The sequence below is a fragment of the Candidatus Marimicrobium litorale genome, from assembly GCF_026262645.1.
GTDB lineage: Bacteria > Pseudomonadota > Gammaproteobacteria > Pseudomonadales > Halieaceae > Marimicrobium > Marimicrobium litorale.
In genome coordinates, this window is the sequence record NZ_SHNO01000001.1 from 3,015,032 (window position 1) to 3,028,605 (window position 13,574).

Sequence of the window (13,574 nt, forward strand, 5' to 3'; positions counted from 1 at the left end):
GTCTGCAAAGGTGGTTGACTTCTCGATCGTAATCCGCAGAATGTGAACACCGAACACATACGCGACTTCTGCTATGGGCTCCCCGTCCCGGACGTCGCAGCGAGGAACTGAACATGCCTGATTACAAAGCGCCCCTGCGCGACATGCAATTTGTTATCAACGAGGTGCTGGAGTCGGAGAAGCTGCACCAGACGCTATCCGGCTACGAAGAGGCCACCGAAGAACTGATGGATGCCATTGTGGAAGAGGGCGCCAAGTTTGCCGAGAACGTCCTTTCCCCCTTGAATCAGTCTGGTGACGAGGAAGGGTGCCACTGGGATGATGGTGTGGTCACAACTCCCGCCGGCTTCCCTGACGCTTATCAGCAATACGTGGAGAACGGCTGGCCTGCGCTTAGCGCCAGCGTGGAATCGGGTGGACAGGGGATGCCGAACCTGCTGAGCATCGTGCTGAGCGAGTTGACAGGCACTGCGAACTGGTCCTGGGCAATGTATCCGGGGCTGAGCCTCGGTGCGATTGAAACCGTGCAAACCCACGGCGATGCCGAGCAGAAAGGAAAATACCTCACGCATCTGGTGTCGGGTCAATGGACAGGCACCATGTGCCTGACAGAGTCACACTGCGGCAGCGACCTGGGATTACTGCGCACCAAGGCGGAGCCGCAGGCCGACGGCACTTATGCGATTTCCGGTACCAAGATTTTTATCAGTGCCGGGGAGCACGACATGGCCGAGAATATCGTGCATATCGTTCTTGCACGACTGCCAGATGCGCCGGCGGGCACCAAGGGTATCTCCCTGTTTATCGTGCCCAAATTCAAGGTGAACGATGATGGTAGTCTCGGTGAACGCAATGCCGTGAACTGCGCGTCGATAGAAAAGAAAATGGGAATCAAGGCCTCTGCAACCTGTGTGTTGAACTTTGACGGTGCGACGGGTTACCTCATCGGAGAGCCCAACAGGGGCCTGAATTGCATGTTCACCTTCATGAACACGGCCCGCATCGGTACTGCAGTGCAGGGCCTTGCGCACGGTCAGCTGTCCTTCCAGGGCGCATTGAGCTATGCCCGCGAGCGTCTGGCGATGCGCAGCCTCACAGGACCGAAGAATGAGGACGGCCCGGCCGATCCCATTATCGTGCACCCGGATGTGCGTCGTATGCTGCTTACTCAGAAAGCATTTGTGGAAGGAAGTCGGGCACTCATTTATTTCCTTGCCCAGCAGGGTGATATCGTGGACCGGGGAGATGAGGAGGCGGCTAAAAAAGCAGACGACCTTATGGGTATGTTAACTCCCATCGGAAAGGCTTTTGTCACGGAAACCGGATTTGAAGTGGCCAACCACGGCGTCCAGATTTATGGTGGACACGGGTTTATTCGCGAGTGGGGTATGGAGCAAATCGTTCGCGATGCGCGCATCGCCATGCTGTACGAGGGCACTACCGGTATACAGGCGCTGGATCTGCTGGGGCGCAAGGTGCTCGGCAGCGGCGGACAACTGTTGCTGGAATTTACGGGCTTGATTGATGAGTTGTGCGGGGGAGATGTTCCGCCTGAGTGCGTTTCATTGACCGAGACTCTCCAGCAATACAAAGGCGAGTGGCTCGATTTATCGGCCAAGATTGGCGAGGCCGCAATGCAGAATCCTGACGAAGCCGGTGGTGCTGCAGTGGATTATCTGATGTACAGCGGTTACATCACATTGGCGTACTTCTGGGCGCGTATGGCGATTGTCGCCCAGCTTAAAATCAGCGGGGCCGGTAGCGATGATGATACGCAGTTTTACGAGGCCAAACTGATGACCGCGCGTTTCTATTATGATCGTTTGCTACCGCGAACAGCTGGTCATCGGGAAACTATGCTGTCCGGTGCGAGTAACCTCATGGACATGCCGGAAGCGATGTTCGATCTTTAGCCGAAACCCGACAGAAGATTGACGGGTGACTTTTTCTCAGTGCAGGGGGACAATAGGTGAAGGCGTTGTCCCCCAGTACGCGCAGTGCAGTGTAATGAACGAAGAATCCTCAGAAAAAACCGACCGCAGCTTTAACAACAGCCTTCATCCTGAGGATCAGGAGAAGGTCGATGCGTTTATCCGCCAAGGGGTGAACTCTGTTGAGCGCAAGCCGTTCAGGCCCGGCAGGATGATCGTCCTGTTGCTTCTTGTGGTAACCAGCTTGAGTGTCCTGAGCCAGTTTCTCGCCCGGTTTGCAGGGGTGGAGTGACCAGGGTAACGTGGCCCCGAGTGTCACATTTTGTTATAGTTTTGCGCTTGGGATGCTCGGTGTGTGGCGCAGCCTGGTAGCGCACTTCCTTCGGGAGGAAGGGGTCGGAGGTTCAAATCCTCTCACACCGACCAACATCCAGTCCTATCTTCCCTATGTAAACAAAAAGCCCTGAAATAAAAGATTTTTCTACTAGCGCCTGTCGAGGTCACCACACTGCGCAGTAGCGGTATTGCCACGCTTACTTCAAAATACCCGCTTCAGGATTTATTCAGCGCTCGCAGCATCCATGCTGTTTTCTCATGGACTCTCATGCGGTCAGAGACGAGGGCAGAGGTGGATTCGTCGTCTGCCTGCTGGGCTTTAACCAGCACATCGCGGCAGGTTTTAACCACCTGCTCGTGCGCCTTAGTCAATATGCTGACCATACTTTTCCCATCGGGCACACCGTCGACCTCTTTGACTGCGCTTAACTCGGCGAAGGCCGTGTAAGTGCCGGGAGCCACAACGTCGAGAGTGCGAATGCGCTCGGCGATGTCGTCCACCGCTACCGCCAGTTCGGTGTAGTGCTCTTCGAACATGAGGTGCAGTTCGCGAAATTGTGGACCAGTGACATTCCAGTGAAAGTTGTGTGTTTGCAGATACAGCGTGTAAGAATCTGCCAGAAGATGCTTCAATCCTTCAGCGATACTTTCTCTGTCTTTCTCATTAATACCTATGTCGATGTTTCCCATCACAATACTTCCTAATCGTTTTAGGTTGGCGGTTAGGATACCGTAGCGCGATAAATTGTAAAAACGGTATTAATTTATAGAGGTCATTGCTGAAAGCTATTAAACCTTCGCCTGATCAGGAGAATAGAGTTGGACGCATCTCGCATCAAAGCGTTTAACAAGTGCTTCCGGCGGCAGGGTCGATTGTTTCCGCTGCTTGTCACCGGCAGATATCAGGGAATGAAAAATCTAGCGGTCTCTACCTTGTGCTTCACCTGATATCAAAAACAATGCGGGTCACGCTTCACTCTCCCTCATTTCCGGCTCTGGAAATGTGGCATTAGCCTATCTTCAAATACGAGACCGCACTAACAGCGTCCGAGCTTGCGTCAGGAAGACTCACACGGGACTCTTGGCTCTACCTCCTGAAATCTCTCTGACTAGTTTGGGAACCATATACCCTGGCAGTTGAGCACGGAGCTCCTGCATCATTACCTGCGCTTCTGCCTCACCGACATCGAAATGAGCCGCTCCTTTTACTTTATCCAGCATGTGCAGGTAGTAGGGTAGTACGCCTGCACTGAATAGCGACTGGCTCAACGCGATTTGTGCAAGCACATTATCATTTATGCCCCGCAGTAGTACGGTCTGGTTGAGTACGCTAACGTCACGGCGTCGCAATGCAAAAATCGCCTCTGTGACATGCTCGTCAATTTCGTTGGCATGATTGCAGTGCAGAACCATCACGGTCTGCACGTTCTGTGGGCGGATGGCGTCCAGCAGTCCCGCGGTCACTCGATCAGGTATGACGATAGGTAGTCGGCTGTGAATGCGCAGGCGCTTCACGTGGGCGATATCCGCAATCCTGTTTGTTAATTCCGTAAGTTGCGCGTCATCCATGACGAGAGGATCGCCTCCACTCAGGATCACTTCCTCGATACTCTTGTCATTGCGAATATAGTCCAGCGCCTCGTGCCATTCATGACGGCTGTTTCGGTTGTCCGAGTAGGGGAAGTGTCGCCGGAAGCAGTACCGGCAATTGACTGCGCAGCCGCCGCTGGCGATAAGCAGAACGCGACCGTTGTACTTATGAATGATGCCCCGGTGAGGTATGTGTCCCGCCTCTTGTAATGGATCTATGGTATATCCTGCGCTATCGGACATCTCCCGGTGCAACGACAGCACCTGCAGTAACAGGGGATCCTGTGGGTCGGCGCAGCGCATGCGAGAGACAAAGCTGCGCGGCACCTTCAGCGGAAAATCCTGGCAGGCCTCTCCTGCGGAGCCGACATCTTCCAAGCGAAGATTCACGGCGTTGAGCAATTCGTCGCGGGAAGTGATGACGTTGCGCAGCTGGCTCTGCCAGTCTTCGGCTGCTTTCTCAATCGCGCTGTGTATCAAGGCGTTTACTCTGAACAGGAATGCGAGTTTGCATTGTAGCAATACTGTTGAAAAAGCGACTATTCAGGCCACGAAATAACGCACTCTTGTGCTACCCGTCTGTCTGCTGCGATACTCTCTGAATTTGCTGCAAAAAGAGAGAAGACACGATGACGGGTAGCGATGATCTGTGCAGCCTGCGATGGGATAGCAGTCGCGGAATGGCCGCGATAATTGACCAGAGGCTGTTACCCCACGCACTGGAATGGTGTCACCTGGATTCATTGGAGGCGTACTGTTTTGCCATTCGTGAAATGCAGGTTCGTGGTGCACCTTTGATCGGCGTTACAGCTGCCTTTGGATTGGCCCATGCGCTGGCTCAAGATCCCTCCGATGAAAATTTGGCCAACGCCAGTCGTGCACTCCTGGCGACCCGACCGACAGCCGTGAACCTGCGTTGGGCGCTTGAGCAGGTCGGTAGTGTAGTGCGTGACTTGCCCGTCACTGAGCGAGCAGCGGTCGCGCACGACAAGGCTGTTACAGTAAGAAAAGAAGATATTGCTAACTGTGAACGCATTGGCAACAACGGCCTTGAGGTACTGCGTGGCATAGGCAAGAGCCGTCTTGATATTATGACGCACTGCAATGCGGGCTGGCTGGCCACGGTGCAGTGGGGTACGGCACTGGCGCCTATTTACAAGGCACATGCCAGCGGTATCGATGTACATGTCTGGGTGTCTGAGACTCGTCCCCGTAATCAGGGAACAAGCCTGACCGCCTGGGAACTGAATGAGGCGGGTGTGCCTTGCACGGTCGTAACGGATAACAGTTGCGGCCAGCTGATGCGTCAGGGCAGGGTCGACTGTGTGATTGTTGGTAGTGATCGCACTGCCGCCAACGGTGATGTTTGTAATAAAGTGGGCACTTATCTCAAGGCATTGGCGGCGCAGGCCAACAATGTACCGTTCTACGCTGCGCTGCCGGAATCGACCATCGACTGGACGTGCCGTGACGGTGCTGAGATACCCATTGAGGAGCGCGATGCGTCAGAGGTGCTGAGCATTGCGGGTCTGGATGCTAGTGGTGCCAGACGAGAGGTCAACCTCGCAGGTGCCGCAACGTCAGCTCTGAACCAGGCATTTGATGTCACGCCTGCACAGCACGTCAGGGGGCTGATTACAGACTATGGCACGTTTGACGCCAGTGAAGCAGGGCTGCAAAAAATGCGTTCGGTTATCGAGCGAGGGTAACCGCCCAATTCATGCCGCCAGGCGCAACGTGTGCGTGCACCCCAACAACTGTCTGGCACACAGGCTGTCGCTGTCACATGGCGAAAAGCCGTGCTAATCAGTCGAGGTGCAGATCGTACTCACCGAGTTCGTCCTGCAAACGCCTTTCTTCGAGTCGTTGCTCTGCCAGACGTCTTTTTTCGACCAGCCGTCGCTTTTCCGACGAAATGGGCAACGCTTCCTGAACCAACTCATCGGAAGCTTCACCAAGTGCCGGCTCAAACAAGTCTTCTGCCAGTTCGGTTTTGCTTGGTGCTTGGTTACGTTCTTCCATTCTGACCCTCCCCCTAATAAAAAGGTCAAACCATGGCACTGGATTTGATGTGCCAGTTGGAATGAGTAAATCAGAGTTATTAAAAGGCGACAATGAATTACTTGTGTCAGTTTTACGCAGATTTTGCATGTAAAAAGACCGGCGGCCCACAACCCTCCGTGGTTTCCCGGTGTCAGTTACACGTCCTTGTGGTCGCCTTCCCTGGCGATGTGACATCGGCGGGCCGCCGTCTGTCATAGAAAGCAAAATTAATGCCAATGAACGCTTGGACGTTTTTCACTGTTTTTCTGCGGTGATTTGGCGGCCAGATCTTGCCCGCGCCCGTTCGCACCTGTCCGCACTTGTTTGGACAGGTTTGCCGATGTTGAGAGGCGCGCCAATCCGATATCTTGCATGGGCGTTCCTGGCTCGCTAGAGTGAGCCCTCAATTCTGTAGACCGGGAATACGCCATGACGCTGTTGCGCACACCGTTGGACAGTTTGCACAGGGAGTTCGGCGCCAAGATGGTGTCGTTTGCTGGATACGATATGCCGGTGCAGTACCCGACGGGCATTATCAAGGAGCATCTACATACACGCGAGGCAGCGGGCTTGTTCGATGTATCTCACATGGGACAGGTGGTTGCCCGTGGGAAGGGGGCGGCAACCGCTCTTGAGACACTGGTGCCGGGCGACATTGAGGGTCTCGGGATCAACTGCCAGTTATATACCCTGATGACCAATGAATCGGGCGGCGTGCTCGATGATCTGATCGTAACGCGCTGGGGTGATGAGGAATTCTTTCTTGTATTGAACGCCGCCTGCAAATCGGCAGATATTGAGCATTTACGTACGCACTTACCTGACTTAACGTTCTCGGTGCTGGAGACCCAGTCACTCATTGCGTTGCAGGGCCCGGCTGCACGAGAGGTGATGCGTGATCTGTACCCACCAGCCGCTGACCTGCAGTTTTTGACTGGCTGTCGAGCGGATATCGATGGTGCGGAAGCGTATATCACGTGTTCTGGTTACACCGGTGAGGATGGTTTCGAAATTTCCCTGCCAGGCGACGTGTCCGAGAGCGTGGTACGAAGGCTATTAGTGATGGATGCCGCGCAACCCATTGGCCTGGGCGCGCGTGATTCACTGCGGTTGGAGGCCGGTTTATGCTTGTACGGACACGAATTGACTACGGACATTGACCTGGTGCAGGCAGGGCTTGTCTGGACAGTCGGCAAGGCCCGGCGACCCGACGGTAAACGCCCTGGAGGGTTTCCCGGAGCAGAAACCATCTTTGCTGGCATGGAAAATAAACCGCCTTTGGCCCGTGTTGGATTGAGGGTTGAGAGTAAGCGGCCTGTGCGAGAAGGGCAGGTCGTACTGGATGAAGCTGGCAGGCAGGTTGGGAAGATATGTTCTGCTGCTTATGGCGCGAGCGTTGGCGGACCGATCGCCATGGCGTATATCGCCAGGGAGCTGGCCGTTCCGGGCACATCGCTTGCGGTAACCGTGCGGGACAAGCAGATACCTGTGAGCGTGGCGGCCCTGCCGTTCAATCCTCATCGCTACCACCGGGGTTAAGCCGTGTCCCCAGTGCCGGCTTGCGCCATTCGCTCCACTGTTGCGTCGCGCGCGTGATGGCAGCGCGCAACGCGCGCCATGCCGAGGCCGGAAGGCTTGACTTCGCAAGCCGCAGTGCGAGAAACGTGAAGGCTAGAACAAGCGCCCCAATGGCAATACTCATGACGGTGAGTGTGCCGCCGGGTCGAGTTTTTCGGGCCGGGTTTGTTCCTGCGACGGTGAACCCTGTTGGCGGTATGGATAACAGGGATAGTGCCTGGCGTGTTGTATCCCACCAGAGATAGTCCCTGCCCGCTAGAACATACGCCCCGGGCTGTTCTGCAATGTAGCTAATTTGAATACGGCGTTCTGCCCGTATCTGCCCCCGGTTCACACTGTTATCGAGTTCGGGTGGAGCGGGGTAGGCAGCCAAGCCTGGAAGCAATTCTGCCACGTAGTTTGGCAGCATCATGGCCCGCACATCCGCTGCCTCGAACGTGATGATTTGCTGAAAAGCATCACCGACCGCTAACTTTTTGAGATCGCGATCAAAGCGCTGGATAACCCTGAAGGCCGGTGCCGCAGTCCAGGAGTCGGCCTCCGACAGCGCTTCGGGTAGGGTCACCAGAAACGTCACCGGCGGGCTAAATAAAGACCCTTTCGTATTACTGCCGTCACCGCTGTTGACCTGAACTTGAACCGCAATGGACTCGATGCTGAAGTTACCTGCGTGTTGGGGATACACATCAAGAGTCCAGCGTTGGATTACCCATGTCTGACCATCACGCGTCTCGGTAGCGTTGGCAGCGAATTGCTCTGTCTGCAGGATAATGAGGTTGTGCACCTCGGGAATCACAATCTTTGTCCCAGCGGTAAACCAGGTGGTGGTCGCGATTTCCAGGGTCAGAGCAATTCGCTGACCCGGCACAATTGTTCGGGCGGGCTCAATATAGCTGTTGATTCGCAGGTGGCCTGAGTCTTCCATCGCTTTCAGTGTGTTGGCAGTGGTGTGCGGCGATAGGAAAAAGATGATTATGGCGAGAGCGTGGAACAGTGCTTGACCTGTCGCCTCCTTGTGCATCATGGAGCGACTTCTGCTGTAGGCGCAGCCCGGTCTTCCCGCAACTGCAGCTGCATGGCAAATTTTATCGCGAGGAAGCTGCTCGGATCCTGTTGTACCGCGCGCAGCCACATTTCTGCGGTGGACTCATCCTGCAGAATATCCTCTGCACTCAGCTGTCTTACCTCTGCCTTTTCCCAGGTGATCTCGTCCGCGCCTTGCGCGGGTATGGCGTCGTTGCTGTCCAGCGCTTTGTCTTCACCACTAACGCCTGCTTCGGGCTGCTGGCTTTCACTTATCAGATTAATTTCGTCAATAATAGATTGCACTGTCGCCCGGTTATCAGCAGCTCCAGGGTAGTCGGGAGCACGCGCGAGCAAGCGGTCATAGCGGTGCACTGCACGGAGGTAGTCTCTGGCCTGGGCTCGAGCATTGGCCTCATTGAACAGCGCTGCGTTACTGTCACTGCGGGAAAAATATTCCGCGGCGCGCATGAACTCCTCGTTATAGTAATAAGCCATACCCTTCCACATGGGATGGGAAAAACGTTGCGCTGCCTCTGGATAATTCTGTAACTGCATCAATATGCGACCCTGCTGATCGCGAGTAAGCCACTGGTCAAAAAACCACTGTTTAACCGCGATACCGTGCTGTATGTCCGCATTGGGTTTATTGGCATCGGCAAAAACGGGCGGCGGCGGACCACCAACAATCAGCGACATTAACAGGGCGTTCCAAGTGAGTGTCCAGCCCTTGCGAAACCAAAGCAGGAACAGTGCGATAGCCGGGAAAAGCAGAGGATAGCCACTGTCCAGCCACGGCAGGGCGCTGTCTTCTACCATGACATAGTGCGTGTCAATCTTGCGACTGAGTTGCTTTACGTCACGGTTGTTCACTGTTAGCGACTGGTAGCTGCCGTTTGACGCACTCGCAAGTCGCTTCAGTGCCGCCTGCTCCAGCGGCACGTTGCTCTCAAGTGTGCCCATTCCCAGAATTAATAACTGATGCTCGCTACTGTGAAAATATCGCTCGAAAGCTGCCTGGCTGTCTCCGCCGGTACCATCAGTCAGTAATACAATAGTCGCCGGGGCATTAGTGTCACGCAGCACTGTGTCTGCCAGTGGCAAGGCGTACTCGGGAAATTTTCCGCTGCGAGGCATAACGCTGGGTTTTATCGCTGCGAGGTACTGTTTGAGAATATCCTGCTCCGCCGTCAGGGACAGAACCGTATGCGCGGTGCCAGCATACGCAATCAGCGCCGCTTTTTTGTCAGGTCGCAATGCCAGCAGATCGGAGACTTTTTGCTTGGCGCGCTCCAGTCGGCTGGGTTGTGCGTCCGTTTGCTGCATCGATGAAGAGACATCGATCAGAATAACGAGTGCGGCATCGTCCTGATTCAGGGGGGAAGGTTGTTGACGCCAGGTAGGTCCCATGAGAACCAGCATGACAAGCACAAGGAACACAATAGAAATGCTGCGCGGATTGAACAATCGAGAGTCGTATTGTCGTACCCGGAGGTGAGTCAACAAGTGTGGAGCGATAATTCCCCCAAAGCGATCCCGCGAGGCTCTCTGTTTTATCTGTGCCCAGACAATGATTGCCATTGGCAGAAGCAGCAGTGCCCATTGTGGTCTCAGGAAATGGAAATATTGTAGCGTCTCCAGATCACCGACCATCAGAATGCCCCATCTTGCGATGCCAGAGCCAATTCCGCCCGGCACTGAAAGCGTGATAAAGCGTGTATAGAATAAGTGCAATACTGACTGGGAACCAATGCAGACTTTGTCTTGGACGAAAGCTTACAGTCTCATACAGCTCCGGTTCCAGTTCACCGATAGTGCGGTAGGCTTCCTGTAATGCGCCCTGATCCAGTGCCTCGAAGGTGCGGCCGCCGGTTAGCTCGGAGACCCGCTCCAAAGTATGCATATCCAGCATGTCCTCACCGGCAGAGGCGGGGTCGCCGACGGCTATAGTGTAAATTTTTATGCCAAAAGTGGCGGCAACTTTTGCCGCGTCAATCGGCGGTACCGTGCTGCCCGTGTCGTTGCCGTCGGTCAGCATTATCAGTACGCGTTTATCCGAGTCGTTCTCTCTGAACAGTTTAATGGCTAGACCGATGGCGTCGCCGAAGACAGTGCTCTGACCTGCCATACCGATCTCGGTTTCCAGCAGCAGCTGTTTCCAGACCGCGTGATCATCTGTAAACGGGGTTTGCAGATAGGCGGCATTCCCGAAAACAACCAACCCCAGCCTGTCGGAGGGCCGCTGTGACGCGAGTTCTTCCAGTACGATCTTGACGGCGTCCAGCCGGTCTATCCGCTCCCCTGACGGCAGCTCGAAGTCCCGCGTTTCCATAGAGCCGGAAAGATCCACTGCTATCATCAGGTCGCGTCCGGATTTTTGTTGTTCTACAGGCGCGCCTACCCACTCCGGCTTGGCTGCCCCGACAATCAGGCAGAGCCACATGAAGCCCACCAAAAATCGCTGCGCCAGATCACGGCGCAACACCTTCGCCCCGACGCCAGGTTGCTGTTCACTCAATTCCACCAACGTGTCGAAAAAAGGCACTCGAACAGAGTCCCTCGTCTCCCTATAAGCGGGAAAAAATCGCATTAACAGCGGCAGAAACAGGAGTATCAGTATCCAAGGGTGTGCCAGTTCATACATCGTGAGGACTCTTGTGATCCCGTATCCACGATAGGGCCGCTGCCACAAGCTCTTCTCGAGTCGAATGAGTAAGCTGCGATTGACGATAGGCTCCGTCGGCAATGATTTTTCCCAGAGCCGGAGAAAATGGGGAAGACTCACATTGGCGATTCAGAAAGCTCACCCACTCTTCGCCTGACAGCCGTGCAACCTGCTCACGTGGAAACGCGCTCAGAGCAGTCAGCTTCAATAGCTTATTCAGTGCTACGATTGAAAAACTCTGGTCGGTAGTGTGCACCAGTCTGTCGATGGCTTCCCGGCGATAGCGATTGTGATGCCACCGACGCAAGCGCTTAGCGCCGCGAAACAGGAAAAGGCCGCCTAGCAATGCGCCAAGGCAGGCCCAACCCGCAGTCTGTGGGAGCCAACTCACAGACACGGGTGAAACGACCTCGACGAAGTCCCCGAGTATATAGTTGCCGAATATGTCTGGCAGCGGAGGTGCGCTCATTGCAGAATCCGCTGGCCACCCAGCTTTTCTCGTAGCTGCTCGGCAACAGGTGTCATTGTCTCCATTAGCAGCACAGGGATGCGGTGTCGTTGCATAGCGTCTTGCACGCTGGCCATTGAGTTATCAAAGTTCGCTTCAAACCTTGCGCCCAGGTTCTTACTGCCGGGATCGATTTCTAACTGGTACATTCCGTCGCTAACGACCAGTTCACCGGCGTCGGTAATATCGCGCTCCAACGGATCGTAAACGATCGTGCAGATGACATCGTTATGCTGGCTGATGCGGCGGATCGTCTTGAGTGCGTCGTCGTTCCATCCAGAAAAATCTGATATAAGCACGACGAGGTAGTCATGTCCGATGCTATGTTCCAGTTGTTGCAGTGCTTCTGACAATGCCTCGGGATTGCAGCGGGGGCCAGTATTGACGGACAGAGATTGGTTCATATCCGCGAGGTCGCCTAGCCAACCCATGAGTCGTTTCTCGCTTCTTGAGGGCCTCGCTTCGATTATCGTTTCGTCATTGAAAAGAACAGCTCCTATACGGTCGCTCGCGCTGAGCACGCGCCAGGCAGTCAATGCGGCGGCCTCAGCTGCAATGACAGATTTCATTTTTTTCTTGCTGCCAAAAAACATTGGCATTCTCTGGTCTGCCAGTACGATTACTGGTCTGTCGCGTTCTTCTGTATAAACACGTACGTGGGGTTTTCCGGTGCGGTTTGTAACTCGCCAATCCATCGTGCGGATATCATCACCCGGACGGTAGTGGCGCAGTTCGTCGAAATCCAGCCCTCGACCCCGCAGTCGCGACCGCTTGCGTCCACTTAGAATAGATCTCACCGGCTGACGTGGGAGATAGCTGAAGCCTCGTGCTGCAAAACGCAGGCGAACGAGGGCCGATAAACTGGTGTAAATATCGTCAGGGCGAGGCTCGTACATTGTCCGTTAGCCTACCGCCACCTGGCGCAGGAGCTCATCAATAATATCGTCAGGACTGATATGGTTGGCCAGTGCATCATAGGTCATGATCAAGCGGTGCCGCAGTATCGAGTGAACAACCGACTGCACGTCTGACGGCTCAACGTAGTCTTTACCCTCCAGCCACGCGCTCGCTCTACTAGCCCTGTGCAGTGAGATACTCGCTCTTGGGCTGGAGCCCGTATCAATCCAATGCAACAATTTATCGCCATAATCGCCCGGGTTACGCGTCGCCATAACAATGTCAACGATGTACTGCTCAATCGGGGGAGATACTGCCATCCGCTGGATAACGTCTCGAGCTGCGAAGACATGTGATTGGGGTATGCTTGTTAACGTATCCTTCGATTGGCCCTCTTCCTGCTGCAGCAGCCTTACGATGGATAGTTCAGCATCGGATTTTGGATAGTCTACAGATATCTTCATCATGAAGCGGTCCATCTGTGCCTCCGGGAGAGGGTAAGTGCCCTCTTGCTCGATAGGGTTCTGAGTCGCCAGCACCATGAACAGTTCGGGTAGTGGATAACTTCTGCCCGCAACAGTAACTTGCCTCTCTTCCATTGCTTCGAGCAGGGCTGACTGTACTTTGGCGGGCGCGCGGTTTATTTCATCTGCCAGAACGAGTTCGTTGAAAATGGGCCCGGGCTGAAACCTGAGCTCTGATGTGCCCTTATTGTCCTGATATATTTCGCTGCCGGTAACATCTGATGGCAACAGGTCGGGTGTAAACTGTATGCGACCGAGCCCTGCTTGCAATACCCGGGACAGCGTTTTGATTGAGCGTGTTTTGGCAGTGCCCGGCAAGCCCTCAAGCAGCACATTGCCATTGCACAGTAACGCCAGTGTCAGTGTGCGCACCACGGCGTCCTGTCCAATGACGGACTGCGACATTTGTTGCATCATGCTATTAATGGCGTTGAGATGTTCGTTGGACACCTGAATCTCCTGCTGGTCGATGAGCAACG

General features: G+C 54.7%; 13 protein-coding genes and 1 tRNA gene. 5 read left to right on the plus strand and 9 right to left on the minus strand.

The window, feature by feature from the left end; genetic code table 11:
- Positions 1 to 113 precede the first annotated feature (113 nt).
- The 3 genes from EYC82_RS13635 to EYC82_RS13645 all read left to right on the plus strand — a co-directional run bounded on the left by EYC82_RS13635 (position 114) and on the right by EYC82_RS13645 (position 2,357).
- On the plus strand, positions 114 to 1,913 hold the full coding sequence (locus EYC82_RS13635; RefSeq protein ID WP_279250090.1) for an acyl-CoA dehydrogenase C-terminal domain-containing protein: 1,800 nt from the start codon (positions 114 to 116) through the stop codon (positions 1,911 to 1,913).
- Positions 1,914 to 2,007: 94 nt separating this feature from the next.
- Complete coding sequence (locus tag EYC82_RS13640; RefSeq protein WP_279250091.1) at positions 2,008 to 2,223, plus strand: DUF3094 family protein; 216 nt, start codon at positions 2,008 to 2,010, stop codon at positions 2,221 to 2,223.
- A gap of 57 nt (positions 2,224 to 2,280) precedes the next feature.
- Positions 2,281 to 2,357: transfer RNA gene (locus EYC82_RS13645), tRNA-Pro, on the plus strand.
- A 126-nt stretch (positions 2,358 to 2,483) separates the two neighbouring features.
- Here EYC82_RS13645 and EYC82_RS13650 read toward each other — a convergent pair.
- Both EYC82_RS13650 and epmB read right to left on the minus strand, forming a co-directional pair.
- Entirely contained in the window at positions 2,484 to 2,957 is a 474-nt protein-coding gene (locus tag EYC82_RS13650) for a Dps family protein (protein ID WP_279250092.1), read from the minus strand.
- A 378-nt stretch (positions 2,958 to 3,335) separates the two neighbouring features.
- A complete protein-coding gene (gene epmB, locus EYC82_RS13655; RefSeq protein ID WP_279250093.1) occupies positions 3,336 to 4,337 on the minus strand; it encodes an EF-P beta-lysylation protein EpmB in 1,002 nt (333 codons plus the stop codon).
- Between the two features lie 149 nt (positions 4,338 to 4,486).
- On the opposite strand from epmB, the gene mtnA reads away from it, so the two are divergent.
- Positions 4,487 to 5,566, plus strand: a complete 1,080-nt coding sequence (mtnA, locus tag EYC82_RS13660) for an S-methyl-5-thioribose-1-phosphate isomerase (RefSeq protein ID WP_279250094.1) — start codon at positions 4,487 to 4,489, stop codon at positions 5,564 to 5,566.
- A gap of 97 nt (positions 5,567 to 5,663) precedes the next feature.
- Here the strand turns inward: mtnA and EYC82_RS13665 are convergent, their stop codons facing one another.
- On the minus strand, positions 5,664 to 5,879 hold the full coding sequence (locus EYC82_RS13665; RefSeq protein ID WP_279250095.1) for a PA3496 family putative envelope integrity protein: 216 nt from the start codon (positions 5,877 to 5,879) through the stop codon (positions 5,664 to 5,666).
- 450 nt (positions 5,880 to 6,329) lie between these two features.
- On the opposite strand from EYC82_RS13665, the gene gcvT reads away from it, so the two are divergent.
- On the plus strand, positions 6,330 to 7,439 hold the full coding sequence (gene gcvT, locus EYC82_RS13670; protein WP_279250096.1) for a glycine cleavage system aminomethyltransferase GcvT: 1,110 nt from the start codon (positions 6,330 to 6,332) through the stop codon (positions 7,437 to 7,439).
- On the opposite strand, the gene EYC82_RS13675 is transcribed toward gcvT, so the two are convergent.
- From EYC82_RS13675 to EYC82_RS13700, 6 genes are read right to left on the minus strand one after another with little or no spacing between them, the layout of a single operon-like run.
- Positions 7,411 to 8,502, minus strand: a complete 1,092-nt coding sequence (locus EYC82_RS13675) for a hypothetical protein (protein ID WP_279250097.1) — start codon at positions 8,500 to 8,502, stop codon at positions 7,411 to 7,413. The two genes, gcvT and EYC82_RS13675, sit on opposite strands and share 29 nt — an antisense overlap.
- Complete coding sequence (locus tag EYC82_RS13680) at positions 8,499 to 10,154, minus strand: VWA domain-containing protein (protein WP_279250098.1); 1,656 nt, start codon at positions 10,152 to 10,154, stop codon at positions 8,499 to 8,501. The genes EYC82_RS13675 and EYC82_RS13680 overlap by 4 nt, the downstream gene beginning before the upstream one ends.
- Positions 10,144 to 11,145 (minus strand): vWA domain-containing protein, encoded by a 1,002-nt coding sequence (locus EYC82_RS13685; protein WP_279250099.1) that lies wholly within the window; start codon positions 11,143 to 11,145, stop codon positions 10,144 to 10,146. The genes EYC82_RS13680 and EYC82_RS13685 overlap by 11 nt, the downstream gene beginning before the upstream one ends.
- On the minus strand, positions 11,138 to 11,635 hold the full coding sequence (locus EYC82_RS13690) for a DUF4381 domain-containing protein (RefSeq protein ID WP_279250100.1): 498 nt from the start codon (positions 11,633 to 11,635) through the stop codon (positions 11,138 to 11,140). Before EYC82_RS13690 ends, EYC82_RS13685 begins: the two co-directional genes overlap by 8 nt.
- Positions 11,632 to 12,570, minus strand: coding sequence for a DUF58 domain-containing protein (locus tag EYC82_RS13695; RefSeq protein WP_279250101.1), 939 nt, complete (start codon positions 12,568 to 12,570; stop codon positions 11,632 to 11,634). Before EYC82_RS13695 ends, EYC82_RS13690 begins: the two co-directional genes overlap by 4 nt.
- 6 nt (positions 12,571 to 12,576) lie before the next feature.
- Positions 12,577 to 13,545, minus strand: a complete 969-nt coding sequence (locus tag EYC82_RS13700) for an AAA family ATPase (RefSeq protein ID WP_279250102.1) — start codon at positions 13,543 to 13,545, stop codon at positions 12,577 to 12,579.
- Positions 13,546 to 13,574 lie beyond the last annotated feature (29 nt).

Excerpts from the sequence above, each read along its gene's own strand:
- gcvT (WP_279250096.1), top strand. The coding sequence starts at position 6,330 with ATGACGCTGTTGCGCACACCGTTGGACAGTTTGCACAGGGAGTTCGGC.
- EYC82_RS13685 (WP_279250099.1), bottom strand. The coding sequence starts at position 11,145 with ATGTATGAACTGGCACACCCTTGGATACTGATACTCCTGTTTCTGCCG.
- mtnA (WP_279250094.1), top strand. The coding sequence starts at position 4,487 with ATGACGGGTAGCGATGATCTGTGCAGCCTGCGATGGGATAGCAGTCGC.
- EYC82_RS13690 (WP_279250100.1), bottom strand. The coding sequence starts at position 11,635 with ATGAGCGCACCTCCGCTGCCAGACATATTCGGCAACTATATACTCGGG.
- EYC82_RS13650 (WP_279250092.1), bottom strand. The coding sequence starts at position 2,957 with ATGGGAAACATCGACATAGGTATTAATGAGAAAGACAGAGAAAGTATC.
- EYC82_RS13635 (WP_279250090.1), top strand. The coding sequence starts at position 114 with ATGCCTGATTACAAAGCGCCCCTGCGCGACATGCAATTTGTTATCAAC.
- EYC82_RS13675 (WP_279250097.1), bottom strand. The coding sequence starts at position 8,502 with ATGATGCACAAGGAGGCGACAGGTCAAGCACTGTTCCACGCTCTCGCC.
- EYC82_RS13640 (WP_279250091.1), top strand. The coding sequence starts at position 2,008 with ATGAACGAAGAATCCTCAGAAAAAACCGACCGCAGCTTTAACAACAGC.
- EYC82_RS13665 (WP_279250095.1), bottom strand. The coding sequence starts at position 5,879 with ATGGAAGAACGTAACCAAGCACCAAGCAAAACCGAACTGGCAGAAGAC.
- EYC82_RS13695 (WP_279250101.1), bottom strand. The coding sequence starts at position 12,570 with ATGTACGAGCCTCGCCCTGACGATATTTACACCAGTTTATCGGCCCTC.
- EYC82_RS13680 (WP_279250098.1), bottom strand. The coding sequence starts at position 10,154 with ATGGTCGGTGATCTGGAGACGCTACAATATTTCCATTTCCTGAGACCA.